General features: G+C 63.1%; 24 protein-coding genes. 12 read left to right on the forward strand and 12 right to left on the reverse strand.

Features of this window, described 5'->3' with window-relative positions:
* Positions 1–34: 34 nt before the first annotated feature.
* Complete coding sequence (locus RHM57_RS16570) at positions 35–1,156, forward strand: hypothetical protein (protein ID WP_134558329.1); 1,122 nt, start codon at positions 35–37, stop codon at positions 1,154–1,156.
* Between the two features lie 70 nt (positions 1,157–1,226).
* Positions 1,227–1,868 carry an NADPH-dependent F420 reductase gene (locus RHM57_RS16575; protein ID WP_322188809.1) on the forward strand — a complete coding sequence of 214 codons (642 nt, stop codon included), beginning with the start codon at positions 1,227–1,229 and terminating at the stop codon, positions 1,866–1,868.
* Between the two features lie 122 nt (positions 1,869–1,990).
* Here the strand turns inward: RHM57_RS16575 and RHM57_RS16580 are convergent, their stop codons facing one another.
* Genes RHM57_RS16580 through RHM57_RS16590 form a run of 3 tightly spaced genes read right to left on the reverse strand, consistent with a single transcriptional unit; the run spans position 1,991 to position 4,668 of the window.
* Complete coding sequence (locus RHM57_RS16580) at positions 1,991–3,007, reverse strand: aldo/keto reductase (protein ID WP_322188811.1); 1,017 nt, start codon at positions 3,005–3,007, stop codon at positions 1,991–1,993.
* A 34-nt stretch (positions 3,008–3,041) separates the two neighbouring features.
* Positions 3,042–3,929 (reverse strand): helix-turn-helix transcriptional regulator, encoded by an 888-nt coding sequence (locus RHM57_RS16585; protein ID WP_322188813.1) that lies wholly within the window; start codon positions 3,927–3,929, stop codon positions 3,042–3,044.
* Between the two features lie 58 nt (positions 3,930–3,987).
* Entirely contained in the window at positions 3,988–4,668 is a 681-nt protein-coding gene (locus tag RHM57_RS16590) for an SDR family NAD(P)-dependent oxidoreductase (RefSeq protein ID WP_322188815.1), read from the reverse strand.
* Between the two features lie 85 nt (positions 4,669–4,753).
* Between RHM57_RS16590 and RHM57_RS16595 the strand changes: the two genes are divergently transcribed.
* Complete coding sequence (locus RHM57_RS16595; RefSeq protein ID WP_322188816.1) at positions 4,754–5,581, forward strand: helix-turn-helix transcriptional regulator; 828 nt, start codon at positions 4,754–4,756, stop codon at positions 5,579–5,581.
* A gap of 63 nt (positions 5,582–5,644) precedes the next feature.
* Positions 5,645–6,073, forward strand: coding sequence for an NAD(+)--rifampin ADP-ribosyltransferase (arr, locus tag RHM57_RS16600; protein WP_322188818.1), 429 nt, complete (start codon positions 5,645–5,647; stop codon positions 6,071–6,073).
* Positions 6,074–6,129: 56 nt separating this feature from the next.
* Here the strand turns inward: arr and pgi are convergent, their stop codons facing one another.
* A complete protein-coding gene (gene pgi, locus RHM57_RS16605; RefSeq protein ID WP_322188819.1) occupies positions 6,130–7,857 on the reverse strand; it encodes a glucose-6-phosphate isomerase in 1,728 nt (575 codons plus the stop codon).
* Between the two features lie 244 nt (positions 7,858–8,101).
* Here pgi and RHM57_RS16610 point away from each other — a divergent pair, with 244 nt between their 5' ends.
* Together RHM57_RS16610 and RHM57_RS16615 are read left to right on the forward strand one after the other, a co-directional pair.
* Positions 8,102–8,575: a hypothetical protein gene (locus RHM57_RS16610; RefSeq protein ID WP_322188821.1), complete on the forward strand. Its 474-nt coding sequence runs from the start codon at positions 8,102–8,104 to the stop codon at positions 8,573–8,575.
* 256 nt (positions 8,576–8,831) lie between these two features.
* A complete protein-coding gene (locus RHM57_RS16615; RefSeq protein ID WP_322188823.1) occupies positions 8,832–9,722 on the forward strand; it encodes an NADPH:quinone oxidoreductase family protein in 891 nt (296 codons plus the stop codon).
* On the opposite strand, the gene RHM57_RS16620 is transcribed toward RHM57_RS16615, so the two are convergent.
* On the reverse strand, positions 9,719–10,327 hold the full coding sequence (locus RHM57_RS16620) for a TetR/AcrR family transcriptional regulator (protein WP_322188825.1): 609 nt from the start codon (positions 10,325–10,327) through the stop codon (positions 9,719–9,721). The genes RHM57_RS16615 and RHM57_RS16620 overlap by 4 nt on opposite strands.
* A gap of 87 nt (positions 10,328–10,414) precedes the next feature.
* On the opposite strand from RHM57_RS16620, the gene RHM57_RS16625 reads away from it, so the two are divergent.
* Positions 10,415–10,804 carry an MmcQ/YjbR family DNA-binding protein gene (locus RHM57_RS16625; RefSeq protein ID WP_322188827.1) on the forward strand — a complete coding sequence of 130 codons (390 nt, stop codon included), beginning with the start codon at positions 10,415–10,417 and terminating at the stop codon, positions 10,802–10,804.
* Positions 10,805–10,886: 82 nt separating this feature from the next.
* Positions 10,887–12,209, forward strand: coding sequence for a replication-associated recombination protein A (locus tag RHM57_RS16630; RefSeq protein WP_322188829.1), 1,323 nt, complete (start codon positions 10,887–10,889; stop codon positions 12,207–12,209).
* A gap of 194 nt (positions 12,210–12,403) precedes the next feature.
* Here the strand turns inward: RHM57_RS16630 and RHM57_RS16635 are convergent, their stop codons facing one another.
* From RHM57_RS16635 to RHM57_RS16660, 6 genes are all read right to left on the reverse strand, one after another.
* Positions 12,404–12,682, reverse strand: coding sequence for an HPr family phosphocarrier protein (locus RHM57_RS16635; RefSeq protein ID WP_322188831.1), 279 nt, complete (start codon positions 12,680–12,682; stop codon positions 12,404–12,406).
* Positions 12,683–12,806: 124 nt separating this feature from the next.
* Complete coding sequence (pgl, locus tag RHM57_RS16640) at positions 12,807–13,532, reverse strand: 6-phosphogluconolactonase (RefSeq protein ID WP_322188833.1); 726 nt, start codon at positions 13,530–13,532, stop codon at positions 12,807–12,809.
* Positions 13,533–13,628: 96 nt separating this feature from the next.
* Positions 13,629–14,708: a Gfo/Idh/MocA family oxidoreductase gene (locus RHM57_RS16645; RefSeq protein ID WP_322188835.1), complete on the reverse strand. Its 1,080-nt coding sequence runs from the start codon at positions 14,706–14,708 to the stop codon at positions 13,629–13,631.
* A gap of 152 nt (positions 14,709–14,860) precedes the next feature.
* Positions 14,861–15,871 (reverse strand): Gfo/Idh/MocA family oxidoreductase, encoded by a 1,011-nt coding sequence (locus RHM57_RS16650; protein WP_322188837.1) that lies wholly within the window; start codon positions 15,869–15,871, stop codon positions 14,861–14,863.
* Positions 15,868–17,193, reverse strand: a complete 1,326-nt coding sequence (locus RHM57_RS16655; protein ID WP_322188839.1) for a PTS sugar transporter subunit IIC — start codon at positions 17,191–17,193, stop codon at positions 15,868–15,870. The genes RHM57_RS16650 and RHM57_RS16655 overlap by 4 nt, the downstream gene beginning before the upstream one ends.
* Positions 17,194–17,201: 8 nt before the next feature.
* Positions 17,202–18,236, reverse strand: coding sequence for a Gfo/Idh/MocA family oxidoreductase (locus RHM57_RS16660; RefSeq protein ID WP_322188841.1), 1,035 nt, complete (start codon positions 18,234–18,236; stop codon positions 17,202–17,204).
* Between the two features lie 283 nt (positions 18,237–18,519).
* Between RHM57_RS16660 and RHM57_RS16665 the strand changes: the two genes are divergently transcribed.
* The 4 genes from RHM57_RS16665 (at position 18,520) to RHM57_RS16680 (ending at position 22,625) form a co-directional block, all read left to right on the forward strand.
* Positions 18,520–18,858, forward strand: coding sequence for a PTS lactose/cellobiose transporter subunit IIA (locus RHM57_RS16665; RefSeq protein WP_322188843.1), 339 nt, complete (start codon positions 18,520–18,522; stop codon positions 18,856–18,858).
* 12 nt (positions 18,859–18,870) lie between these two features.
* Positions 18,871–19,167 (forward strand): PTS sugar transporter subunit IIB, encoded by a 297-nt coding sequence (locus RHM57_RS16670; protein WP_322188845.1) that lies wholly within the window; start codon positions 18,871–18,873, stop codon positions 19,165–19,167.
* Positions 19,168–19,213: 46 nt separating this feature from the next.
* On the forward strand, positions 19,214–21,127 hold the full coding sequence (locus tag RHM57_RS16675; protein WP_322188847.1) for a BglG family transcription antiterminator: 1,914 nt from the start codon (positions 19,214–19,216) through the stop codon (positions 21,125–21,127).
* 85 nt (positions 21,128–21,212) lie between these two features.
* Positions 21,213–22,625, forward strand: a complete 1,413-nt coding sequence (locus tag RHM57_RS16680; protein ID WP_322188850.1) for a glycoside hydrolase family 1 protein — start codon at positions 21,213–21,215, stop codon at positions 22,623–22,625.
* Positions 22,626–23,697: 1,072 nt separating this feature from the next.
* Here the strand turns inward: RHM57_RS16680 and RHM57_RS16685 are convergent.
* On the reverse strand, positions 23,698–25,242 hold the full coding sequence (locus RHM57_RS16685) for a hypothetical protein (protein ID WP_322188852.1): 1,545 nt from the start codon (positions 25,240–25,242) through the stop codon (positions 23,698–23,700).
* Between the last annotated feature and the right edge of the window lie 325 nt (positions 25,243–25,567).

Genomic DNA, 25,567 nt, shown 5'->3' on the forward strand with positions numbered 1-25,567 from the left:
CAGACAACGACTCTCCGGAAGGTACGGGCCAGACATGCTGCACACCGACATCCCCAATCCAACGTCGATCCGGCAGCTGGCGGCCGTGCGGGAACCGTTCTGCGTCTCGATCTATCTGCCCACGAGTCCGGTTCCGACCGAATCCGAACCGTCCCGGATCGAGCTCCGCAACCAGGTTGCGGCCGCAGCCCGGCAGCTCACCGAGGCCGGGGCGGGCCGGGCCGCCGTCGAAGAGCTCGAGGACGCGATCGCGGACCTCATCCAGGACCGTCAGTTCTGGTCCTACCTGTCGCGGTCGCTCGCGATCTTCCACTACTCGGGCCACCTGCAGACGTTTCGGGTGCCCAACGTGCTCCCCTCCGTGCTCGAGGTGGCCGATCGCCTGTACATCAAGCCCCTGCTCCGGGCGATCACCTTCCCGCAAACGGCGTTCGTGCTCGCCGTGTCGCAGAATGCGGCCCGGCTGGTCGAGGTCTCGCCGGACGCGGGAGCATACGTCGTCGACGTGCCCGGCCTGCCTGCTGACGCGGCGAGCGCCGTCGGTCTTCCGTCGATCAGCGGCCGATCACCGTCCGGGCGCATCCAGGGCTCAGAGGGGCAGAAGGTGCGCCTCGCCCAGTATTCCCGATCGGTGGATGCCGCGATCAGGCCACTCGTGACGGGTTCGGGCCTGCCACTCATTCTGGCCACCGCGGAACCGTTGAACAGCATCTTCCGCGGGGTCAGCGGGTATCCGCTCCTCGCCGCCCCGACCATCGAAGGAAACCCCGACGAACGGACTCCCGAGGAGCTCGCGGCCGTCGCGCGTCCCGTGCTGGACCGGCTCTATGCCGCCCAGCTCGGTGAACTCTCCGATCTGATCGAGGCCCGTTTCAACGAGGGCCGCGGCGCCACCGACCTCAGCGATATCGCCCGTGCCGCCACCTACGGCGCCATCGACACCCTCGTTGTCGACATCGACCGGAAGATCCCGGGGTACGTCGACGAGGAATCCGGTGCGATCACCTTCGACGACGTCGACGACGCCCACAACTACGGCGTCGTGGACGAGATCGCCCGCCGGGCCCTGCTCTCGGGCGCGCGGGTGCTCGCGGTCCGCGCCGACGACGTTCCCGGCGGAGGGCCGGCCGCGGCCATCACCCGATTCGCCGTGTGAACGATTTCGCCAGGCGCGTACTTTTCGCTGATGCGGGAACATTTTCCGCCCGGACCTCGTTGTCGCGATCATGACAACTATCGGAATCATCGGAGCAGGAAACATCGGCAGCCAGGTCGCCCGCAAGGCGATCGAGAGCGGCTACCACGTCGTGATCAGCAACTCTCGCGGCCCGGAGACCCTCGCGGACCTCGTGGCCGAACTCGGCCCGAAGGCGACGGCCGGAACCGCCGTCCAGGCGGCAGAGGCCGCAGACGTCGCCGTCGTGACCGTGCCGCTCAAGGCATACGCGGACGTGCCCGTCGAGCCACTCGCCGGCAAGATCGTGATCGACACCAACAACTACTACTTCGAACGCGACGGCCACATCGACGCCCTCGACAAGGGCGAGGCGACCGTCACCGGCATGCTGCAGGCGCACCTGCCCACGTCCCGGGTCGCGAAGGGCTTCAACCACATCATGGCCGTCGACATCACCGGAGACGCGCACCCCGCCGGCGACCCGGCGCGGCGCGCGCTCGCGACCTCGTCTGACTTCGCGGATGCCTCCGACTTCGTCACGAAGCTGTATGACGAATTCGGCTTCGACACCGTGAACATCGGCCCGCTCTCCGAGAGCTGGCGAGTCGAGCGCGACCGCCCGGCCTACGTGATCCGCCAGAACACCGCCGAGCTCGAGGCCAACCTCGCGAAGGCCCCGCGCACGGTCTGACCTTCGCACGGTCTCATCGTCGGCCTCGCAGCATCCGCCCTACCGCGAGAGCGGAGTTTTGGCCCTTAAACCCATGGTTTAAGGGCCAAAACTCCGCTCTCGCGGAGACAGGACGGCGATCGTCAGCGGCGGCGCGCGGCCGGGGTGAGCTCGGTCGCTCCGTAGCTGTTGTCGTCGGGGTTCAAGGTGACGCCGGGGGCGACGAGAGCGTCGATCGCGTCGAGCACCTCGGTGGAAAGGATCACGTCCGCGGCGGGAAGCTGCGAGATGAGTTGCTCCATCGTGCGCGGGCCGATGATCGCCGAGGTGACTCCCGGGTGGTTGATCACGAATGCTATCGCCATCTGGATCAGTGTGAGACCGGCCTCGTCAGCGACCCGGGCGAGGGCGTCGACGACCTCGAGCTTCTGCTGGTTGGCGACGCTCGTCATATCGAAACGGGCGCTCGGGCGTGCCGCCGAGGTCGGGACGGGAGCGGCGTCCTTGCGCCACTTGCCGGAGAGCCACCCGCCGGCGAGTGGGCTGTACGTGAGGGTGCCCATGCCGTAGCGACGTGCCGTGGGAAGGACATCCTGCTCGATGCCGCGGACGAGGAGCGAATAGGGCGGCTGTTCGGTGACGAACCTGGCGAGGTTCCGGTCGCGTGCGGCCACCTGTGCCTCGACGATCTGGCTGCCGGAATACGACGACGAGCCGATATAACGGACCTTGCCCTGCCTGACCAGATCGGTCAGCGCGCCGAGCGTCTCTTCGACGTCCATCGCGGCGCTCGGGCGGTGCACCTGGTACAGGTCGAGGTAGTCGGTCCCGAGGCGGCGCAGTGATCCTTCGACGGCCTGCATGATCCACTTACGCGACCCGCCGCTCTGGTTCGGGCCCTTCCCCATCGGCATGAAGAACTTGGTGGCGAGGACGACATCGTCACGACGTCCCGCGAGCGCCTTCCCGATGATCTCCTCTGATCCGCCTCCGGAGTAGACGTCGGCAGTGTCGACGAAGTTGATCCCGGCATCCAGGGCGTGGTGGATGACCCGGATCGAGTCGTCGACGTCCTGGTTGGCCCAGGCGCCGAACATCATCGTGCCGAGGCACAGGGGGCTCACTTCTACACCGGTGCGTCCCAAGAGGCGGTAGTCCATCTGGTTCTTCCTTTCGTTGGCGGGCTGGGGTTCCTCAGCCCGCGTGGTGCTCGTCGATCGACAGGGCGCGAGATTCCCGCGCCTCTGTCGCAGCCCAGCTCGCCAGGAGGCCGAGGGCGTCTGCGGACTTCGAGCCCGGCTCGGCGCCGTACACGAGCAGGGTGAGCCCCTCGTCCGTCACAAGCTGCATGGCCTCGTAGGTGAGTTCGAGGTCGCCGACCACGGGGTGGTGGAGCCGTTTCTCCCCTGACGTGTGTTGGTAGACATCGTGGGCAGCCCAGCGGATGCGGAACTCCTCACTTCTCGTCGAGAGCTCCCCGATCAGGTCGGTCAGGCCCTTGTCATACGGGTTCTTGCCCGCTTCCGCCCGGAGCGTCGCGACCGTGCCGGAAGCGATCAGGTTCCAGTCGGGCCAGAAGTCGACCGCTCTCGGATCGAGGAACGCGAACCGGGCGGTGTTGGGGGGCGTCAGCGGGCCGTCGAAGACCGGCGCGTACAACGCGCGCCCCAGAGCGTTCGTCGCGAGGATGTCCATCCGCCCGTTACGCAGCCACGCCGGTGCGGCGATCGAATCCAGCAGCATGATGACACCGGGGCGAACCCGGCTGACGGCTGGTCGCCGCCGCGTTCCGACAGAGGCATTGGCCGTCCGTGCCAGGTCGAACAGGTGAGCCCGCTCGGTTTCATCGAGCTGCAGAGCACGCACCAGGGCCTCGAGAACACTCTCGGAGACGCCGCCGAGGTTGCCGCGCTCGAGCCTCACGTAATAGTCCACACTCACCCCGGCGAGCATCGCGACCTCTTCGCGGCGGAGTCCGGCGACTCTCCTCTTCCCACCGAACTCAGGCAGCCCGGCCTGTTCGGGCGTGATGCGTGCCCGCCGCGTCACCAGGAAGTCACGGATTTCGGTCTTGTTGTCCACGACAAAACGGTACGTCACATCCGCCGAGGGGTGGGAGGTCCTGCCAGTACCCGGAATGTCAGTAGGCGATGAGACCGTCACGGTCGCTGAACGTTCCGGTCGGACCGTCGTGACCGATCGTCGCCATCGCCACCGCAGCATCCGTGCCCTCGGTTACGGTCTGCGGGCCGCTGTGACCGTTGAGATCGGTGGACGTGTAGCCCGGATCGATCGTGTTCACCCGCATCGACGGCAGCATTTTGCTGTACTGCAGGGTGAGCATGATCACCGCGGCCTTGGACGTCATGTAGCCGAGGCCGGCGATCGTCGATTCGACGCGGGCGGGGTCTGTGACAAAACGCGGGAACCCGAGCCCACTGGCGACGTTGACGATCCGGGCGTTGCCGGACGCTCTGAGCAGCGGCAGGGCGGCCCGGGTGACGCGGACGATCGAGTACACGTTGGTGTCGAAGACCGCGGCCAGGTCGTCCGCACCGAATTCGTCGACTCCGGCGTGCGAGCCGACGATCCCGGCGTTGTTGATCAGAACGTCCAGCTCGGGTAGTGAGGCGATCGCGGATGCGACGGACTCGTCGTCCGTGACGTCCAGCTGCAAGACGTGGGCGCCGAGAGCCGCAGCATCCGTGCCTTTGGCCGTGTCGCGCATGCCGGCATAGACGGTGTGTCCGGCCCGGAGGAGGCGGCGGGCGGTTTCGAGTCCGAGGCCCTTGTTGGCACCGGTGATGAGTGTTGTTGTCATGATTCAAGCCTGCGGCCGTGCCCGCGACACTTGCTGGGACTGCCAGTACCACCCGCTGCCCAGCCGGGAAGGGCAGAGTGGAGCCATGCCAGAACTCGCTTCCCTGCTTCGCGCGTGGCGCGACCGGATCTCTCCCGTCGAGGCGGGTTTGCCGTCCGGTGGAGACCGACGCTCGCCGGGGCTGCGCCGCGAGGAGCTCGCGATGCTCGCCAACCTCAGCGTCGACTACATCGTGCGTCTCGAGCAGGGCCGCGCCACGCATCCGTCGACGCAGGTGCTCGGGTCACTCGCCCGCGCGCTTCGACTCACCGACGACGAACGGGGCCACCTGTTCCGCATCGGCGGGGTAGCGGTGCCGACGAAGACCATGGTCCCCCGGCACGTGACGCCGGGAGTTCGGCACATCGTCGACCGGCTCAGTGAAGTCCCCGTCGCGGTCTTCTCTGCCGCCTGGGATGCCCTGCTGGTCAACGACCTCTGGCTGACCTTGTTCGGTGAGGCTCCGGCGGCGGGACGCGGTTCCAACCTGCTCTGGAACCGGTTCGCCGGGGGCCCGTCGTTCGTCGAGCACAGCCCGGAGCACCTCGTTGAGTTCCATCGCGACCTCGTCGCCGATGTTCACGTGGCCTCGACCCGGTACCCGGACGACACCGCGCTCTCTGAACTCATCGCCGACCTGCGCGCGACCTCGGAGGAGTTCGAACGGTTATGGAGTTCGGCGACATTCGGGGAACACCGCGAGTCCCGCAAGACCGTGCAGAACGCCCTCGTCGGCCCGATCACCTTCGATTGCGATGTCCTTGCGGCGCCCGGGAGTGACCTGAAGATCGTCGTGTACACGGTGGTTCCTGGCTCAACGGATGCTGCCAGGCTCGACCTGCTGCGGGTGAGCGCCATCCGGACGTTCGCCTGACCGCCCTGTTCTCGCACGGGGTCGGCCGGGTACGATCGTGAATCGAAGCTTCAGGGAGTGCGCATGACCAACGAACCCAGACCATTCGAAGTCCACGAATCAGGGGCCCTCTTTCACGGCACGAAAGCGGACCTGGCGGTGGGTGACCTGCTGGTGCCGGGGCGTGGGTCCAACTTCGAAGCCGGACGAACGACGAATTACGTCTACGTGTCGGGAACCCTGGATGCCGCGACGTGGGGGGCCGAGCTCGCGGCCGGAAACGGCCGCGGCCGGATCTACATCGTCGAACCGACGGGTGCCCTCGAAGACGACCCCAACGTGACGGACAAGAAGTTCCCCGGGAACCCGACCCTGTCGTACCGTACCAGGGAGCCGGTCACGATCGTCGGCGAACTCGCGGACTGGACAGGGCACTCCCCCGACCGGCTCCAGGCCATGCGCGACGGTCTCGCCGAACTCAAGCGCCAGGGTCTCGCGATCATCTACGACTAGGAGCGACCGGAGACCCCTACCGGGTACATCACCATGCGTGACGTACCCGGTCGGCGTCAGTTGCGCAGCTCGAGGTACTTCGAGATCAGGGCCTTCGTCGAGGAGTCCTGGGCTGCGAGTGCGTCCGCATCCCCGTCGACGGCGGGAGCGACCTGAAGCGCAAGCTGCTTGCCCAGTTCGACGCCCCACTGGTCGAACGAGTCGATGCCCCAGATCGTGCCTTCGGTGAACACGATGTGCTCGTAGAGCGCGATGAGCTGGCCGACGACGCTCGGCGTGAGGGCCGGCGCGAGGATCGACGTCGTCGGACGGTTCCCGCTGAACGAGCGGGCCGGCACCACGGACTCGTCCGTGCCTTCTGCACGAACCTCCGCGGCCGTCTTCCCGAAGGCGAGCGCCTTCGTCTGGGCGAAGAAGTTCGCCATGAACAGCCCGTGGACGTCCTGTCCTGGCTCGACGGCGGCGCCGTCGCCCGTCTCATCCTTCAACGGGTGGGCGGGATTCGCGACCGCGATGAAGTCCGCGGGGACCAGGCGCGTGCCCTGGTGGATGAGCTGGTAGAAGGCGTGCTGTCCGTTCGTGCCCGGTTCGCCCCAGAAGATCTCACCGGTGTCGGTCGTGACGCTTGTCCCGTCCCAGCGGACGCTCTTTCCGTTCGATTCCATCGTGAGCTGCTGGAGGTACGCCGGGAAGCGGTGGAGGTACTGCGCGTATGGGAGCACAGCATGGCTCTGGGCCTTGAGGAAGTTGGAGTACCAGACGTTGAGAAGACCCATCAGGACCGGGACGTTCTGCTCGAGGGGCGCCGTGCGCATGTGCTCGTCGATGGTGTGAAAACCGGACAGGAATTCGCGCCAGTTGTCCGGGCCGATGGCGACGACCACGGACGTGCCGATGGCGGAGTCGATCGAGAACCGACCGCCGACCCAGTCCCAGAATCCAAAGGCGTTCTCGGGATCGATGCCGAATGCGGCGACCTTGTCGAGGGCGGTCGACACGGCGACGAAGTGCTTGGCGACGGCCGCAGCACGGGCGGCGTCAGTGTCCTCGATGGCGCCGGAGGCGAGGAGCTGGTTCCAGAGCCACTCGCGTGCCAACCGGGCGTTCGTGAGGGTCTCGAGAGTACCGAACGTCTTGGACGCGACAATGAAAAGGGTGGTCTCCGGGTCCAGGTTCGCGGTCTTCTCGTAGACATCCGTCGGGTCGATGTTCGAGACGAAGCGGCACTCGAGACCCGGCTGAACATACGGTTTCAACGCTTCGTAGACCATGACGGGGCCGAGGTCGGAACCGCCGATCCCGATGTTGACGACAGTCTTAATGGCCTTGCCCGTTATACCGGTCCACGCGCCGGACCTCACCTTGTCGGCGAATGCGTAGACCTTGTCGAGTGTGGCGTGGACGTCGGCGTCGACATCCGCACCGTCGACGACGAAGCCGGTCGGCGGCACGAGGTCTGCGCCATTCTTCGGGCGGCGGAGCGCCGTGTGGAGAACCGCACGGTCTTCGGTGACGTTGATGTGCTCGCCGGTGATCATGGCGTTGAACCGGCCTGAGACGTCGACGTCCTTCGCGAGCTGCACGAGGTGGGCCAGGATCTCTTCGGTCAGGAGATTCTTCGACAGGTCGACCGTGAGGTCGCCGGCCTGCAAGGTGTAACGACCGGCTCGTCCCGGGTCGGTGGCGAACCACTCGCGGAGATCAGGCGAGAATCCCTCGGCGATGCCGGCGAGCTGACTCCAAGCGTCGGTGGACGTGGGATCAACGGGGGCGAATTCGGTCATGGATTCCTCCTGGACAATGGATCAGCAAACCGCCCGCGACTCCCGCAGTTCAGCGAGGCGGACCGCTTACCAGCCTATGGCCGTGTTCGGCGACCGTCTAACGCCAACCGGTTCAACCAGAACGCAGCAGGGACGGGCGGCGGGCTCGGTGCAATCGGATCTCACGTCACAAGCGAGTTTCATCTGGAGTCGGCATGCATAACTGTGTGACACTCGAGTGTTCCGCTTCACGAAAGGATGATCGATGTCGTCGTTGCCCACTGCATTCGCCCTTCGCCGCACCGCAGGTCTTACCATTGCGGCCGGTTCGCTTTTCGTCGCCGTCGGAGCAGGTGCGTGGCTCACGGTCACGAAGCAGCTGCGCGATGAAAAGATCACAGTACCCGGCAACGCGCCCATTCTCGCGGGCAAGCCGGTGCAGGGGCCGGTGACGGCCTACGTCGAGGCGCTCGTCATCAAGAACAATGCTGAGCGCGGAGCGGGTGGGCGCACATTCGCCGATATCAGTGCGGCCCTGAGAGGTCTTGACGCGACCAGCGACGAGGCAGTCGAGCTGCGCAAACAGAGCGCGGCGCTTTCAACAGGTGCATCGCTGCGCACCTCGCTGCTGACGTCCGTCCTCGCCTACGGGGTCAGCGCCTTCGCCGGCGGACTCGGCGCCTTCTTTCTGATCGTGGGTACGCAACTGCGTCGAGTCGACGCAGGTGGATCGCGCTGATTCACCAATCTGGCGCCTGAATTCTCGGGGCTGTCACCGCTGGCGCCGTGCCGCTCCAGGGATGACTTTCGCCCCGGGCTCTGTTGGCGCGCGGAAGATCCCAGGTCTGGCGGCCGACGCAAAGTCACTTGTCGGCATGATTGAACGTATGAACTCACGTGCGACGACAATGCGGGCAGTGCGGAACACCACACACGGTGGACCCCGGCTACTCGAAACACACACGATCCCGATTCCCGTCCGCGCACGAGGCGAAGTGCTCGTAGAGGTTCATGTCGCCGGGATCGCCTACCCGGATGTGCTGCAATCTCGGGGCGAGTACCAGCTGCGCGTCCCGGTTCCGTTCACAATTGGGAGCGAGTTCTCCGGGATCGTCGTCGACGCCGATGCCGACTCGGGATTCGCGGCCGGCGACCGCGTTCTCGGCGTTGCCGGTTCTGGCGCGTTCGCAGACTTTGTGGTCACGCCTGCGGATCGCGTCCTGCCCCTTCCGGATGAGATCGACTTCATCGCGGCGGCGGCCATGCCCATCAACGTCCTGAGCGCAGAATTCGCCCTGGGGGAACGCGGCAATCTCCGTGCGGGCGAGACGGTGCTCATCCATGGCGCCGCGGGCGGTCTCGGAGTCGCACTCACCCAACAGGCGAAGCTGCGCGGCGCCGAGGTCATCGCCGTCGTCTCCACGCCGGAAAAGGCGCAATTGGCGCGAGACGTCGGGGCAGACCACGTCATCCGGCCTCACGACTTCCTGAGCGAGACTCGCAGAATCACGAACGGCCGCGGGGTGGACATGGTGCTCGATCCTGTCGGTGGCGAACGGTTCACCGACTCGCTGCGTGCGCTGGCGACCCGCGGGCGGCTCCTCGTTCTCGGTTTCACGGGCGGCAGCATCCCCACCGTGAAGGTGAACCGCCTGCTCCTGAACAACACGACCATCATCGGCGTCGCGTGGGAGGGGCTGATGCCGACCTGCTCCGTCTCGCTTACGGCCCAATGGGAACGCCTGGCACCGGTCGTCGCTCGAGGCGCGCTCGCCCCGGTGATCCACGAGGTGGTGGCGTTCGAGGAGGCCGCCGAAGCGGTCGCCGCCCTGGATGAACGACGGGCTGTCGGAAAGACCGTTCTCACGGTGCACCCCCGCCGTTAGACGCCGGGGGTGCTCTCGGCTACTCCTCGCCGGTCGCCGCGCTCCATGCGGGTGACGGCTATATCGACCAGAGCTCGATAGGCGCTGCGCACCATGCCCTGATCGAGAGGATCGCCGGGGTGGAGTGCCCGGTAGCTCCACCACCCCCACATGAGGGCGTCGACAGCACGGGCCGTGCCATCAGGCAGAGAGCGGCGAAGAACCATGAGGGATTCCTCTTGGAGGTCGCGGAGGACTTCCGCAACCCGGGGACTGCGCGCGCCGTAGAGGTGCATCTCCTCATACAAGCGGATGTCCGCGAGCGTTGGAGCTGTCGACCCGCACGTGGCGGCCACGAGCGCGTCAACGACATCAGTGTCGAGACGGGCGTCGCGCATCGGGGCCGCGTATCGCGGTTCGAGTCCGTCTCTCAAGGTCTCGAACGCGCTGACGATCAACGTCTCCAGGTCGGCGAAATAGTACGTCGTGGACCCGAGCGGCACGCCGGCCTGCACGGCGATGCGTCGATATGACGCCGCGTGCACGCCTTCTGACGCGATGACCTCCAGTGCTGCCCGAAGGATCCGGGTTCGGCGCTCCGGGTCATTCGGCTTGCCCTTCCTCACGCGACCCCCTTGATGTCAGACAAAGTATGTACCATTGTACGCAGATCCAGAAAGCCCAGAAACGGGCAGTGACCCCAGGAGGACGACATGCAGGGTGGCACACTCCAGCAACACGCCCGAGAGCGCGTCGGGGAACTTCCAGGCGCAGAGCTCGAGCACCCCTTCGGGCCCGGCTGGGAGGTATTCAAGGTCCGTGGAAAGGTCTTCATGCTGATCACCGAAATTACTGGTGAATCGATCGTGATCGTCAAGGCGGACCCGGAAGACAGCCGAGCTCTCCGCCAGCAGCACAAGGACATCACGCCGGGCTACCACATGAACAAGCAGCACTGGATCACCTTGAATCCAGGCGGAGACCTGCACGAGTCTCTCATCGACGATCTCGTCACCGAGTCCTACCTCCTCGTGGTCGAGAATCTGCCGCGCGCAAAACGCCCGGTCGATCCCCAACTGTTCGGCCACCGGAGCGGACTGTGACGCTCTCGCGCGGGCAGCTGCAGCAGCACACCCCGAGCGTCGGCACGATCACGAGCGGTCACTATTTTGACAAGCGGCAGTCGTGAGCGAGACACCGTCTCTCTTCGACATCGACGACGAGTCACGGCCGCTGGCTGATCGGCTCCGGCCGCGCACCCTGAACGACGTCATCGGGCAGGGCCATGTTCTTGGGGCGGACGCACCGATCGGGCGAATGGTCAACGCACAGAGACTCATGTCGATGGTGCTCTGGGGGCCACCCGGGTGCGGCAAGACCACGATCGCGCGGCTTCTCGCCGAGCAGACCAACCTCGCGTTCGAACCCCTTTCTGCCACCTTCGCCGGCGTCGCCGACCTTCGAAAAGTGTTTCAAGCAGCGCGGCGCCGGCGCGAGGTCGGTCAAGGCACGCTGCTGTTCGTCGACGAGATCCACCGCTTCAACCGCGCCCAGCAGGACTCGTTCCTTCCCTACGTCGAAGACGGCACCGTCATCCTCGTCGGCGCGACCACGGAGAACCCCAGCTTCGAACTCAACGGAGCACTGCTCTCCCGCACCCAGGTCTTCGTTCTGAAGCGCCTCGACGACGTTGCGCTCAGCACGCTCATCACCCGCGCCGAAGCGCTCATCGGTCAGCCGCTACCGCTGACCGATGAGGCGCGTCAGGCTTTGATCGCGATGGCGGACGGTGACGGCCGGTACCTGCTGAACATGATCGAGCAGGTACACGCCCTGCCCGCACCCGTCGACCCGGCAGCCCTCGCGGCCGCCGTGCAGAGACGGGCACCGCTGTACGACAAAGCGCAGGAAGGCCACTACAACCTCATCTCCGCTCTCCACAAGTCGATGCGCGGCTCCGACCCAGACGCAGCCCTGTACTGGTTGGCACGGATGCTCGACGGCGGTGAAGACCCCCTGTTCATCGCCCGCCGCATCACCCGATTCGCCACCGAGGACATCGGCATGGCCGACCCGAACGCCGTTCAACAGGCCCTCGCCGCCTGGGACGTCTATGACCGCCTCGGTTCACCCGAGGGAGAACTCGCACTCGCGCAGGCCGTCATCTACCTGGCGACCGCGCCGAAGTCGATCGGCGTGTACCGCGGATTCAACAAGGCCCGCGCCGCCGCGAAGCGGACCGGATCGCTGATGCCGCCCGCGCACATCCTCAATGCCCCAACCCGCCTCATGAAAGATCTCGGGTACGGCGAGGGCTATCAGTACGACCCGGACACCGAGAACGGGTTCTCAGGCGCGAACTTCTTCCCAGAGGGCATACCCCGACAGACCTTCTACGAACCCTCCGCCGAGGGATATGAGCGAGCCATTTCCGCACGGCTTCGCCACTGGGCCCAGCTCCGGGACGGTGCCGCCAGTGGCCGTACTCCCGAATCCGACCCCGACTAATCCGGGCAATGAAAAAGACCCCCGGACTTCCGCGTAATTACGCGGATCTCGGGGGCCTTACAGTGCGGAGACGGTGAGATTTGAACCCAAACCGGTCCCAATGACAGCCTGATGGGTGCCCAACTTCCGCGTAATTCAAACGATCTTCGGTCACCCCGTTCCCTTCAGGATCAGGGTGATCTCTGAATGTGAGGCTATTCGGCGTCGAGGTCCGTTTCGAGAATTTTGACGAGGGCTTCGAGCGCCTCGTCGGCGCCTTCGCCTTCTGCGCGCAGCACGACGACGTCGCCGTTGCCGGCGCCGAGGCTCATCAGGCTCAGGATGCTCGAGGCGTCCATCGCGTCTTCGGCCGGCTCGCCCTCCATCGCGATGGTGACCTCGATCGGCAGTTCGCCGACGGCGGCCGCAAAAATGGATGCGGGACGAGCGTGCAGGCCGACTCGGCTGGCAATGATGGCTGTGCTTTCGGGCATGATTCTCCTATTGGTGATTGATAACTGATCGCGGACGAGTTTGAGAAATTTCTGGGACCGGTTCCTTCAAGCATGAGCAATAAAGGCGCGGACGCCCCTGCGGGCTTCGGAGGCGGCGGCAAACCTATTCCGGTGCGGCCGCCGAGTCATACAGCCAGGTGACCTCGCCGCCCGCCGCCTCGATGCGCGCGGTGGCCACGGCGATCGGCAATGTACCCCACTGGCGAGCTTCCGCAAGGGCGTCTTTCTTCCCCGCCCCTGTAGCAAAGACACGCGCGACAATCGCGCCGTCGAGCGCCCGCAGCGTGAGCGAGATCCGGGTCGGGGGAGGCTTGGGCGAGTTATGTACCGCAATCACCAGGGCGTCCGTCGCGACATTGTCCGGATGGCCAGGGAAGAGCGACAGCGTATGCCCGTCTTCACCGACACCGAGCCAGAGGAGGTCCAGGCGTGGCAGCCCGTTGGCGTTCGACGGGAGTGCACGAAGCGCTTCCTCGTACTCGAAAGCCTGGGTAGCCTCATCGCGCCCGAAGGCAGGGCTGACCTGCTTGATCAGACTCGTGGGGCCGGCACGGAAAAGTTCCCCACTGATCAGCCCCCAATTCGAATCGGGATCATCGATCGGAACAACGCGCTCGTCGCCGATGACCGCAGTGACCTTCGACCAGTCGAGCGAGTCGGCGAGTTCATTGACAAGGGTCCGGTACGCCAGCGTCGGCGATGTTCCGCCAGCCACGACCCAGGTCGCCGAGCCGTACTCCCTAATGGCTCGATCCAATACGGTGACCGCATCGAGTGCGGCAGCCCGAGCCACATCCGCTGATGTCGCGTGGTACTCATACGTAGGCACATTCGCTCCAATTCTCATCCCGACCGTCTGGCCGGGTACCACCCAAACCGCCCAGCACGCGCTGAGAGCGGCTCGATCTTTTCCCCACCGGGTGGGTCATGCGGACGGAGATGACGTGGGCATTTCACGCGTTATTTCAACGCAAGGCTGCTCGCCCGGATACGTGACGCCAAGATCGCAACGTGCACGGTCCATGGTCTCCATCGCCGCAATGCTCTCAGCCACCGGCATCAAGGGTGATTCAGAGTCGCCCCTGTGCACCACTTCTGCGAAGTGGGCGATCTCGTAAGCCATCGACGCTCGTCCGCGCAATTCGTCCGGCTGGTATGTCGCGGTCGCACCTGTCGCCAAGACGACCTCAACTCGTCCTGGCCCGTAGAACCCATCCGGGAGCTCTATTCGACCGCGGGAACCGAGGATCTGGGCCCGGCGCCCGGTGTCGGCACCGATGGTTGCGAACACGTGGGCCTGGGCGCCAGGGTGCCCTGCGAATTCGCCCATCATGATGGATGTCTGCCGGTCGACCCCCGACGCCGTGAGTACTCCCTCCGCCCGGACCGTGTTCGGCCGGCCCAGGGCGAACAAAACGAGGGCGACGGCGTAACACCCCAAGTCGAGCAAGGCGCCACCCGCCAGTGCAGGATCGAGCAGGCGACTGTTCATCATGAGGCTCCGCCCGACATCCGCGGAGACCCACTCAAGGTCGCCGATGACACCGTCGCTGAGCAACTGCCGGACTACGTCCGTCCGTGGAAGAAACCGGGTCTTCATGGCTTCCATGAGGACGACTCCATTGTCGCGGGCTGAATCCGCGAGGACGCGAGCTTCATGCGCGTTCCGCGTCATCGCCTTTTCGACGAGCACATGCTTGCCTGCTTCGATTGCGAGCAGCGCGATCGGGAAATGCTCGCTCGTGACGGAGGCGACATAGATCGCGTCGATGTCCACCGCCGAGACGAGCTCGGGATAGCTGCCGTACGCGTGCGGAATATTGTGCGCCGAAGCAAAGGCCCGGGCCCGTTCGCGATCACGCGACCCTACGGCGACAAGCGATTGACGGGTTGACGTACTGAGCGCCTGCGCAAAGTCGGAGGCGATGCTTCCAGGGGCAGCAATGCCCCATCGCAACGCGGGAGCCTCGCGGGGGTCAGGTGTTCGCGGTAATGGAATCTGCATAGTGTCTCTATTCTTGGCTCTTTCCTGCCGTGCAACACTGCGGCGGAACGTCACGGCATCTCACGGTTCGGATCCAGGCAACGCATGCAGCGCGGGCCCGTCGGGAAGGGGGTGAGCCCCTGCCCAGACAGGCCCGCGCAGCCAGACGTCATTCAGGCGCCGAGTCGAATGCCCGCCGAGTCAAGCGCGACTGTGGCTACCTCGAGGACAGCCTCGCTGTGTGCGAGCCTCGCGTCTCTGTCCTCGAAGTCCAACGCACGCACCATCTTTGAGAAGGCAAGGAATTCTTCCACCATGCGATGTTCATGCACCTTCTCATCCACCTGCCTCGGTTCTTCGCCAGGCTTGAGGACGGTGAAGCTTTCACACACGTTCGGAGGCCCGTCCATCACGATTGTGCCACCATCGCCCTGGATAAGACTTCGAACCGGACCGCCGCAGTCCTTCGCTCCGACGCACACAACCTTGAAGGTTGGATACTCCAAGACAAGAATTCCCGACGTGTCCACGCCACGCTCGATGTTGGCGGTGTAGTGCACCGACGTCGGCTCGCCGCACAGCCCCACAACGAAGTGAATGTTGTAGATGCCGATGTCCATGAGCGCGCCGCCACCCTTGGCAGGATCGAACGCGGGCAGTACCTCACCCCGGCGGAAAGCCGAGTACCGCGAGGAGTACTGCGAGTAATTGCACTGAATGAGTTTGAGGTCGCCCAGGCTGGGAATCGCCTCCTTGATGAGGCGATAGTTCGTCAGGTATTGCGTGGTCACCGCTTCGATCAGGATCAGTCCCTGTTCGGTTGCGACAGCGCGCAAATCACGCAGCTCCGACAGATTCAACGTGAACGGCTTCTCACAAATGACGTGTTTGCCGGCGAGGAGCGCCTGCCTGGCGAACGCGTAGTGCAGATGGTTCGGCAGCCCCACATACACAGCATCCACATCGGGATCAGCGAGACACTCCTCGTAGTCCGTGTAGACGGTGCGAATACCGTGTGTGCTCGCCAGTTCATCGAGCGGACCCCGCTGCGACTCCAGTCCGAAGATCGCGATCAGTTCGAAGTCCGGCAAGTCGCGCGCGACGGACAGGAAGTCGTTGACGATCATCCCCGCCCCGAGAATGGCCAGGCCGATCGCGCCGTCCCGGACCTGCGCCACGGTCATGCCGCTGCCACCTGCGTGGGCTTACCGAGGGATGCCTCGGCCGTGATCTCCGCCTCTGCAGCCAATTCCTTACCCAGGGCGATCCGATCAGCAACCTTGAAGAAGGGGAAGTAGATCAGCGCCGAAATCACAATCTGGACGACGTTGAGCGTTGCACCCTGCCAGCCGCTTACAAGGAATCCGGAGATGATCGGTGGTGTCGTCCACGGGATGTTCACGCCGTTTGTGAGGGGCACGATTCCCGTGGCCATCGATACCCAGGCGACCACACACAAGACCAGAGGTGTGAGGACGAATGGAATGATCAGAATCGGGTTCAGCACGACCGGAATACCGAAGATGATGGGTTCGTTGATCGTGAAGATCTCAGGACCGATGGCCAATTTCCCGATGGTACGGAACTGCTTCGACTTTGCGAGGAACACGAGGAGCAGGACCAACCCGAACGTTGCGCCCGAGCCCCCGACCTTCACGAAGTTCATATAGAACTGGTAGTCCACAATGTTCGGCAGGGTATGCCCGGCGGCTAGCGCCGTCGCGTTTTCCGAGGTCAGAGACAGCCAGATCGGCGTCATGATGCCGCCGACGATATTGCCCCCGTGGATACCGAATATCCACAGGGCACTCTCGACAAACGAGGCGAGGAGCGTCGCAGGCAGAGTCGCTCCCAGCGCCGTCAGCGGGCTCTGCAACAGGGCGAAGATGAACGTCTGAGCGTCGTGATACTCCGTGACTGTGAAAAGCATCCGAACGACGTTGAACAAGACCAGCAGGACGGCAATCGGAATCAGCGAAGAAAACGACTTGGCGACGTTCGACGGCACGGATGCCGGCATCTTGATTGTCCAGCCGCGATGGTCGACGAACCGGAGGATCTCGACGGCCGCAACCGCCACGATCATGCCCAGGAAGAGCCCGTTAGCAGACAAGTTCGCCAGGGGAAGACCGGTTCCCCCACTGCCGACGAGAACCTCGGTCGGAGTCAAGACGAGAAATGAAACCAGTGCCGCGAGGATGCAGGCCATGCGGTCCAGCTTGTAGCTCTCGCTGAGGCTGTTGGCGATGCCGATCACGACCCACAGCGTCATCGCTCCCATCGTGACGTTGTAGGGAATCGTGAAGAACGATTGCCAGTCGCTTCCGAAGGTCCCGGCCATGAAGTCGGTATAGCCACCGATCGGCAGATAGGCGAGCAAGATGAAGAAGGAACCGATGATCAGGAGCGACATCGCTCCGATGAACGAGTTCTTCACGGCCGTCAGATAACGGTTCCCATCAAGCCTTCCCGCAAGGACCGTCAGGTGGTCCTCAGCCCACACCATTGCATTACTCACAAGTCTTCATTCCCTTTCGTGATGAGACGGATGCCGGTTTCCAGCACGATCAACTGTTCAATGGTTTCGTCGTCGCTGACGACCTTAGGTGCGCCGTTCACGATCGATTGGTAGGCACCTTCGTAGACCCGCCCGTAGCCCCCGATCTCGGAAACGACTTTCTCTTCGTGGTACACACCGTCGTCGTCGAAGTACGTCAAGGTTCCGTAGTGTTCGGGAAGATCAACGCCGAAGCCTGGACGACCGGGAAGATAGGAGAGTTTCAAGTGCTCCTCTTGGCGGTCCATCGAATCCTTGATGAACATCCCCTTCTTGCCGTAAACCACGAAACTCGGACGCGCCTTGATCCGGAAGTAGCTCGACTTGATCGATACCTTCAACACCCCGTAATAGAAATCGAGGTCGAAATAGTCGTTCAGTCGACCCGGGCCGAGGAGCTGCCGCACGTCATAGCGAACGCTCTCCGGCCGGCCGAAGAATCCGATGACCTGATCGACCGTATGAGTGCCGTGTCCGAGGAGAAAGGAGTAGTTCTTGGAAAACTTCGGTACCAGAGTCGTCGGCACTTCGGGTCGGTAGTAGTCGTAGTGCGACTCCACCTCGAGGAGGTCGCCTAGGACCCCGCTGTTGATGACCTTCTGCACGGTAAGGAAGTCAGAGTCGAAGCGGCGGTTCTGGTAGCACTGCAGGAATAAGCCGCGTTCCTTAGCGAGTGCGAAAAGTTCACGCGCTTCGTCTGGGGTCTCGGCAAATGGCTTCTCTACGAGGGCGTTCTTCCCGTGGTTCAGTATTTCCCGGGCGTACTCGGCGTGCGTATTCGACGGCGTGCACACGACGACGAGATCGATGTCCGCATCACGCCAGATCTCTTCAATATCAGTCACGTAGTTGACGCCGGGGATCTGCTCCCAGGGGGACGTCGCCGCCGGAGAGTAAATGGTCTTGACGGAAAAGTTCGGGTTCTTGAGTACAAACGGCAAGTGGTAGCGGTTCGCGCTCTTGCCGTTGCCGATGTAGGCGATGGTCAACATGGATGCCTCGGATTCTGCTTGTAAGCGTCTGAACGGGTCACGCGGAGGTGCGGGCTTCAGCGCACGAGCGCCCCGCGTGGGTTCGTATTCACTATGCAGGCGCTCCGCGCACGACCACCAATCGACCTCCTTCCGCCGCGGAGGAGGACTAACTGGGCTTCCGCGATGGCGGAAGCACAGTCGTTGGGGCCGGCGAACATGTCGCACGTATGGTGAATGGAAGACGGACCGCGGGCCCTTCGCAAAGGCCGCCACGTCTTCGACGCGACTATTGGAGAGCTTCATGAACGAACAGGATTACGAGAGCGCATTCGCGATCATCGCATATGCCGGAAACGCAAAGTCGAACGCAATGCTCGCCATCCGCGCGGCACGCGAAGGAGACTTCGCAAAGAGTCAGGAACTTCTGGTCGCGGCAGACGACGACCTGGTCTCATCTCACAAGACCCAGACCCAGATGCTCACCGAGGAGGCGCGGGGCAACCCGGTCAAGGTGAACGTCATTCTGGTTCACGCACAGGATCACTTGTCCGGCGCGATCCTCGTCCGCTCTCTGGCGGACGAGTTCATTCATATCTACGAGCGACTGCAGACCGCCGTCACTTCAACCCCAATGAAATAGGAGGCCTCCACCATGAAGGTCATGCTGTTGTGTAACGCTGGAATGTCGACAAGCATCCTTGTCAACTCGATGATGAAGTTCGCCCAGGAGGGTGATGGCGTCGAAGCCTATCCCGTGTCTGAGATCGAACAACATATCGCCGACTTCGAAGTGATTCTGCTTGGGCCGCAGATCAAGTACAAGCTGGACGAGGTCACGAAGGTCGCTACCCGCGAGGGAAAGCCCGTCGGCGTCATCCCCATGCGCGTCTACGGAATGATGGACGGCAAAGTCGCCATGGAACAGGCGCGTACCCTCCTGGCATCCTGAGCCCGCGATCACGATCGAACAGATTCAACGAAGGAAGTCCCGCATCATGGCAGCTGAGAACCAGCAGGCGCTGCTCGAGCTGCTGCTTCGTGCCGAAAGGCCCATGTCCGGAGACGAGCTGGCAGCCAAGCTCCGCGTCTCCGGGCGCACGGTACGCACATACGTCAAGTCCATCAACAAAGCCGGCGAGATCGTCTCAGCGATGCACCGCGGCTACGAGGTGGACAGGCGAGCGTACGGCCGCATGGTCTCCAATCGGCGCCGCGACTCAGTCGACACACCCGACAAACGCCTGCTCGTGATCTGTCGAGACCTCGCGAAACGCTCATCCCCAATCAACGTCTACGACCTCGCCGATCAACTCTCGGTCAGCGATTCGACACTCGAAGCGGACCTCACCCGAGTTCGCGACCTCATCCGTCAATACGACCTGCAGTTGAGGCGCGATCACGGTTCCATTTGGCTCGACGGCGCTGAACGGGACCGACGACGCCTCGTCAGACAGATCATCTACAGCTCGACGAAAGGGCTCATCCCCTCGACATGGCAGGCGTTGATTGCCGAATATGCCCAATACGACCTTCGCGCTTTACGAGAACGGGTCGGCCAAACGATTGCGCTGTGCGACCTCGAATTCAACGAGTTTGCACTCAATGACCTCCTGGTGCACCTTGTCGTCACTATTGACCGCGTGAACGAAGGCAACGTCGTCAGCGAAACAGAGGGCCGTTCGCACCGTCCCGATCCGGCGGTCGAGAGCCTCACGACTGCCCTGGCCGACGTCGTCCGCGAGCTGTATGGGGTTACCCTGCCGGGCCCGGAGCTGGAGGTCCTCTATGGAGTCGTTGCCCTCCGCGCAATCAGGGGGGCCCGCGAAGGGACCGCCGAAGCGATCATCGAAACGGACGTCCGGATGCTCGTCGCAGAGATCATGGAAGATATCTCGGAGCGATATCTGCTCGGGCCCGCCAACCGGGCGATGCAACTCAACCTCGCACTGCATGTGCAGAATATGGCGGCGCGGGCACATTCCGGCGCAGAACTTGTCGCGCCGCTCGGTGACGAATTCAAGAATTCCCACCCGCTCATCCACGATCTCGCCCTCTACTTCGCCGGCAGGGTCGAAGCCCGACTCGGGATCAGCGTCGCCCCCGGTGAACTCGACTACCTCACCTTCCACATGGGGATGCAGTATTTGCGTTACCTCGAACAACGCGACCTCGTGACACTCACCCTGGTCGTTCCCAAGTACTACGACATGGCGGCCCGGCTCGAAATCCAGCTCAGCGACGTCATCCGCGGCCAGGCCGTAATTGAAGAAGTCATCACCACCATGGACTTCGACTTCTCGTCCGCAGTCGGCGACCTCATCGTGTCGACTGTGCCCATCGGCGAAGGTCCGATGCCTCCGGTCGTCGTCGTGAGCCCATTTCTCACCATCGCCGACATCGACCAGGTCCAAGCCAAGGTGCGCCTCGAACGACAGCGAAACGCGCATCGCCGAGTCCGGACCATGCTCCGATCTCTTATCGACGCACGCGCATACCACCACGTCGATTCCGTCGATTCGAAGGAAACGGCCCTCGCCATCCTGTGCGACTCACTCACGAGCGCCGGCTACGTCGAACCGGGGTTCTACGACGACGTCCTCGATCGCGAGTGCCGTTCGGCAACTGCGTTCGGCGGTGAATTCGCGATACCGCACTCCATGTACTTGGATGCCAACAGGACCGGCATCGCCGTCATGATTTCCGACAAAGGCATCCCGTGGGGCGGATCCAGCGTCCGAATCGTCTTCCTGTTCGCCCTCAGCCCAGACGGCCGCGCAACGTTTCGCGACGCCCTCGACGAACTCACCCGAGTGCTGTCCGAATCCTCCAACGTCACCGCGCTACTCGCCGCCGACCGCGACTTCGACAGCTTTATGGCGGCATTGATGTCGCTGCTCACAACGGCGTAGCCTTCCCGATCCACTTCAGTCGCTCACGATTGCCGGACGACTCGAACGCCTTCTTCCAGCACGATCAAGCAATGAAAGAGGAACGATGTCCAGATTCCCAGACGATTTCCTGTGGGGCGGCGCAACAGCGGCGAACCAGATTGAGGGCGCATACAACGCGGGGGGCAAGGGCCTCTCGATCCAGGATGTCATGCCCCACGGCGTCACCACGCCCCGCACACCACTTCCCACCGACGACAATCTCAAGCAGATCGCCATCGACTTCTACCATCGCTACGCCGACGACATCGCCCTGTTCGCCGAGATGGGCTTCAAGACGTTCCGATTCTCCATCGCGTGGAGCCGGATCTTCCCCCTCGGCGACGAGACGGAGCCCAACGAAGAGGGCCTCGCCTTCTACGATCGCGTTCTCGACGAGTGCGAGAAGCACGGCATCGAACCGCTCGTGACGATCTCGCATTACGAGACGCCGCTTCACCTTACGGAGAAGTATGACGGGTGGGTCAATCACGACCTGATCGGATTCTACGAGCGCTACGCGCGGGTCCTTTTCGCACGCTACGGCACTCGGGTGAAGTACTGGCTCACCTTCAACGAGATCAACTCCGTGCTGCACTCCCCCTTGATGTCTGGTGGCATCAACACGCCCGCGGACCAGCTCTCCAAGACGGACCTCTACCAGGCCGTCCACAACGAACTGGTCGCAAGCGCTCTCGCCACGAAAGCAGCCCGCGAACTCGCCCCGTCCGCCCAGGTCGGCTGCATGATCCTATCGATGCCGGTCTACCCGCTCTCCCCCGACCCCGACGACGTGATGGCGGCACTCACCACCGAACGCACCAATCTCGCCTTTGGCGACATTCACGTGCGCGGCGAATACCCGGGCTATTACCTGCGCAGCCTCAGCGAGCAGGGCGTCAATCTGGTCATCACCGACGAGGAGCGAGCGCTGCTCAAGGAGAACACCGTCGACTTCGTCTCATTCAGCTATTACGTAAGCGTGGCCGAGACCGCAGACGAATCGAAGCGCGTGGTCGGCCCCGGCAATTTGTTCCCCGGCGTGCGAAACCCGACACTCAAGGCATCTGAGTGGGGTTGGCAGATCGACCCCGTCGGCCTGCGGATCGTGCTCAACCAGTTCTGGGACCGGTGGCAGAAACCGCTCTTCATCGTCGAGAACGGCCTTGGCGCACGAGACCAGCTCGTCGAAATCGACGGCCAGAAGACTGTCGTGGATGACTACCGCATCGTGTACCTGAACGATCATCTGGTGCAGGTGGGCGAGGCCGTCGCGGACGGCGTATCGGTCATGGGGTACACCACCTGGGGATGCATCGACCTCGTCAGCGCCAGTACCGCCGAGTTGAGCAAACGGTATGGGTTCATCTACGTCGACCGCAACGACGACGGCACCGGAAGCTTGGACCGGTACAAGAAGAAATCATTCGACTGGTACGCCGAAGTCATCCGCTCCAATGGTGCGAGCCTCACGCAATGAGTTCGGGAACCACGTAGGGTCCTCCCGCCGCTGAGGCCGCACCTGAACAAGCCGCCGAGAAAGAATCGATTGCGGCCAGGAAGATCTGGCCAGCAAAAAGCGATCTCGAGCATCAACCCAGGCCGCGGATGTCGCAGCGGAGAGAAGCCACCCGGGACTGGCCCCTCTCCGCTGGAGTCGCTTAGGTATTGTTCACAGCCTTCAGCTCTAAGTTGCATCAGCGCACCCGTGACCGGGTGCATGGTCGTTGGTCGAAGCCCGGAATTGAATCCGGTCGAGGGCAATCACGCCACCGCACGCTACTGCTCGTACTCACGGACGCGGGGGTCCGCTGGGGCCAAGCCATCGGCTTGCGCGTCCGAGACGTCGATCTGAACCGGAACCGGATCTCCTTCAGCGTGAACGTCGTCGCAGTCGGCGGGATCATCGAGGTCGGGACTCCGAAATCCGACAAGCGCCGCACGGACGTGTTTCCCGCATTTCTCACACGGGCCTGCTCGAGAACATCGCCGGCAAGGGTCCCAACGATCTGCTCTGCTCCGACAGCTCCGGGGAGCCCCTCCGGCGAACACGCGTGAGAAGTTGCTCGAGGTCGTGGCTCAAGACCGCGCTCGGCGCCTCCGACCTGCCCGCGATGACCCTGGACGTCAATGCCGACCTGTTTGATGGCGATCTAAACGCCTTCGCGGTGGGTCTCCGCCAGGCCACAGCTCCAGCGTTTGTGGGCAAACCCACCCGGGCGATGAAGAAGACCCCCGGACTTCCGCGTGATTACGCGAATCTCGGGGGCCTTACAGTGCGGAGACGGTGGGATTTGAACTCTAGTCGGACCCCAGCGGCAGCTCAACCGAGGCCCAACTTCCGCGTAATTTCAACGTTTTTCGGTCACCGTGGCATCTTCAGAATCAGGGTGATTTCCTTCAAATGTGGGCAAAATGTGGGCAGAGATCGGCTTCCGTTTCGAGCCCCGTTCACAGCGACGTCAACGTCGAAACCGCTGGGTGCCGATGTGTTCACCTTGTGAAAGCCGACTGCGACTGCAGGTTCCGCGGGCAGTTCAGCAGGGTGAGCGTTACACGTCGATGGTTTCGCTCTCCAGGCCTTCACCGATCGCTTGCGCGGCGGCCGGCGGCACGGATTCCTTGGTGCCGTCGGAAGTCGCGTCGTCAGCCGAAGCCGGGATGGTGTCGGGATTGGACTCCGTAGCCAAGTCGAGCCGCCCGGTCCGCTCCACATTTCCGGCATCCCCGACTGAGTTGTCCGCTTCATCGCTAAGGTAGTCCCCCATAATGTCGGCATACCTCTGAATGCGAGGGTCCTCTCTGAGAGGCGCAAGTAGGGGCCAAGTGGCTAGTGCCATGCCAGCCACCTTGTCGCGTTCAACCATCACGGGAAGCATCGCAAATGCGCCGTCGAGTTCGTCAAGGAGGCAGAGCTTCGCGAAGGCGTATAGCTCGTCGGATCCGGACACGTCCCAGGAATCAACCTCGCTCCGGATTGACTCCAGCCCATTCAGGTTCTTTCGTGCGATCCAGAGGTTGACTTTGGCCATTCGCTGCTCGGCTTCCGAGAGCGGCAGCGTCTGCCAGCTCTCATAGATGCGAAGACTGAATTGCCATCTCGCTTCCTTCAACGAAGCGAACCCTCTACTTTCGATGGAGTCGATGATTTCCTGGCGGTCAAGTGCGAACTTCGACCAGACAGCCGTGTGCAGGAGCAAGCCAAGCAGCTCAAGACTCTCCATGGCTTGGCGGACGTAATCGCCGTCGGCGTTGAGTGGGTCGCGAAGCTCCACATTCGGGTAGTTACGGATATAACGGCGCGACGCCTTGGCCTCGCTGTGCACGATGCAGTGGCGACGCTCAAAGACCTCCTGAATCGAACCCCAGTCGCCACTGAGGCTCGCGAGGTCGATATTCATGCGTTCTGCAAAGAACTTCTTCCAGTCCGCGAGACTGCCGAACATCAATGCTGTGACGCGTTGCTCAATTGCCATCTCGATAGCATCTTCGATCGAGCCCATCGACTGGAGTTCACGTAGCGAGAATTCCTTGACCGCTTCTTTAGGGAGCCTGTGGAGCGCATCGGGAGCTGCGCGGTAGTACTCATCTGCGAGTTTCGCTAGGTGCGATTCGAATGCCGCGACCACGCTGATCAATATCGCGTTGTGGAAGATGGGTTGACGACGGGGTCGAAATGCGCGACGTACGAAGTCGAAAGCAAACTGGGGTCCCCAATGAGTGTCTTTCACCGCTTCCCACAAGCGGTCGACGACCTCGTGCGAGGTGAGCCCACCCTCGCCAACATCACGAAAGACCGTTGCCAGTAGCTCGCGGTCATCGACTGTTAGGCGCTTGGACCCTTCGAACGTTTCGTCCCAAATATGCACGACAGAGTCAAGCTCCGAAGCCGCGGGTGAAAGTTCATCGTGGGTCTCGCGGAGTGCTTCAATCGCGTCGCCGAAGTATTGTGCGAGGAACAGGAAGCGATCATCCCTCGTGGTCGCGCGGGCATCCTCTTCGATGCCGACATCATCCCTTGCAGACTCGTCCACTGTGACTTCGTCGGCCTCGACCTCCGTTGTCGCGGATCGGCCAGAATCCCCCTGAATCTCCATAGAGCCAAACTATCGTGCGGTTCTGACGCCGGCCGCTCCGTAGCCTCCGAGCCTTCAAATTCATGGGCCCTTCTTCCCTGAATCGCGCGAAGCAGTTAGTTGGGTTTCCCTTTTCGTCGCCGGATGCCGGCGCGGCGGCGATTCTCATGACCACGCCGCATAACCTTCTGCAGATAGCAGCGCCCACTGTCAGTTCGAGCTTCGTCAAAGGCACGAGCCCCAGTGTCCGACCCGTAATGTCGACACACGTCTCCAGCGGGTCAGTAGCCCGACGCGTGGAAAGCTTCAGGACTCAAAATACGTAAATCGTATTCTGTATTAGGGT

This window comes from Cryobacterium sp. 10S3 (assembly GCF_034344045.1).
GTDB lineage: Bacteria > Actinomycetota > Actinomycetes > Actinomycetales > Microbacteriaceae > Cryobacterium > Cryobacterium glucosi.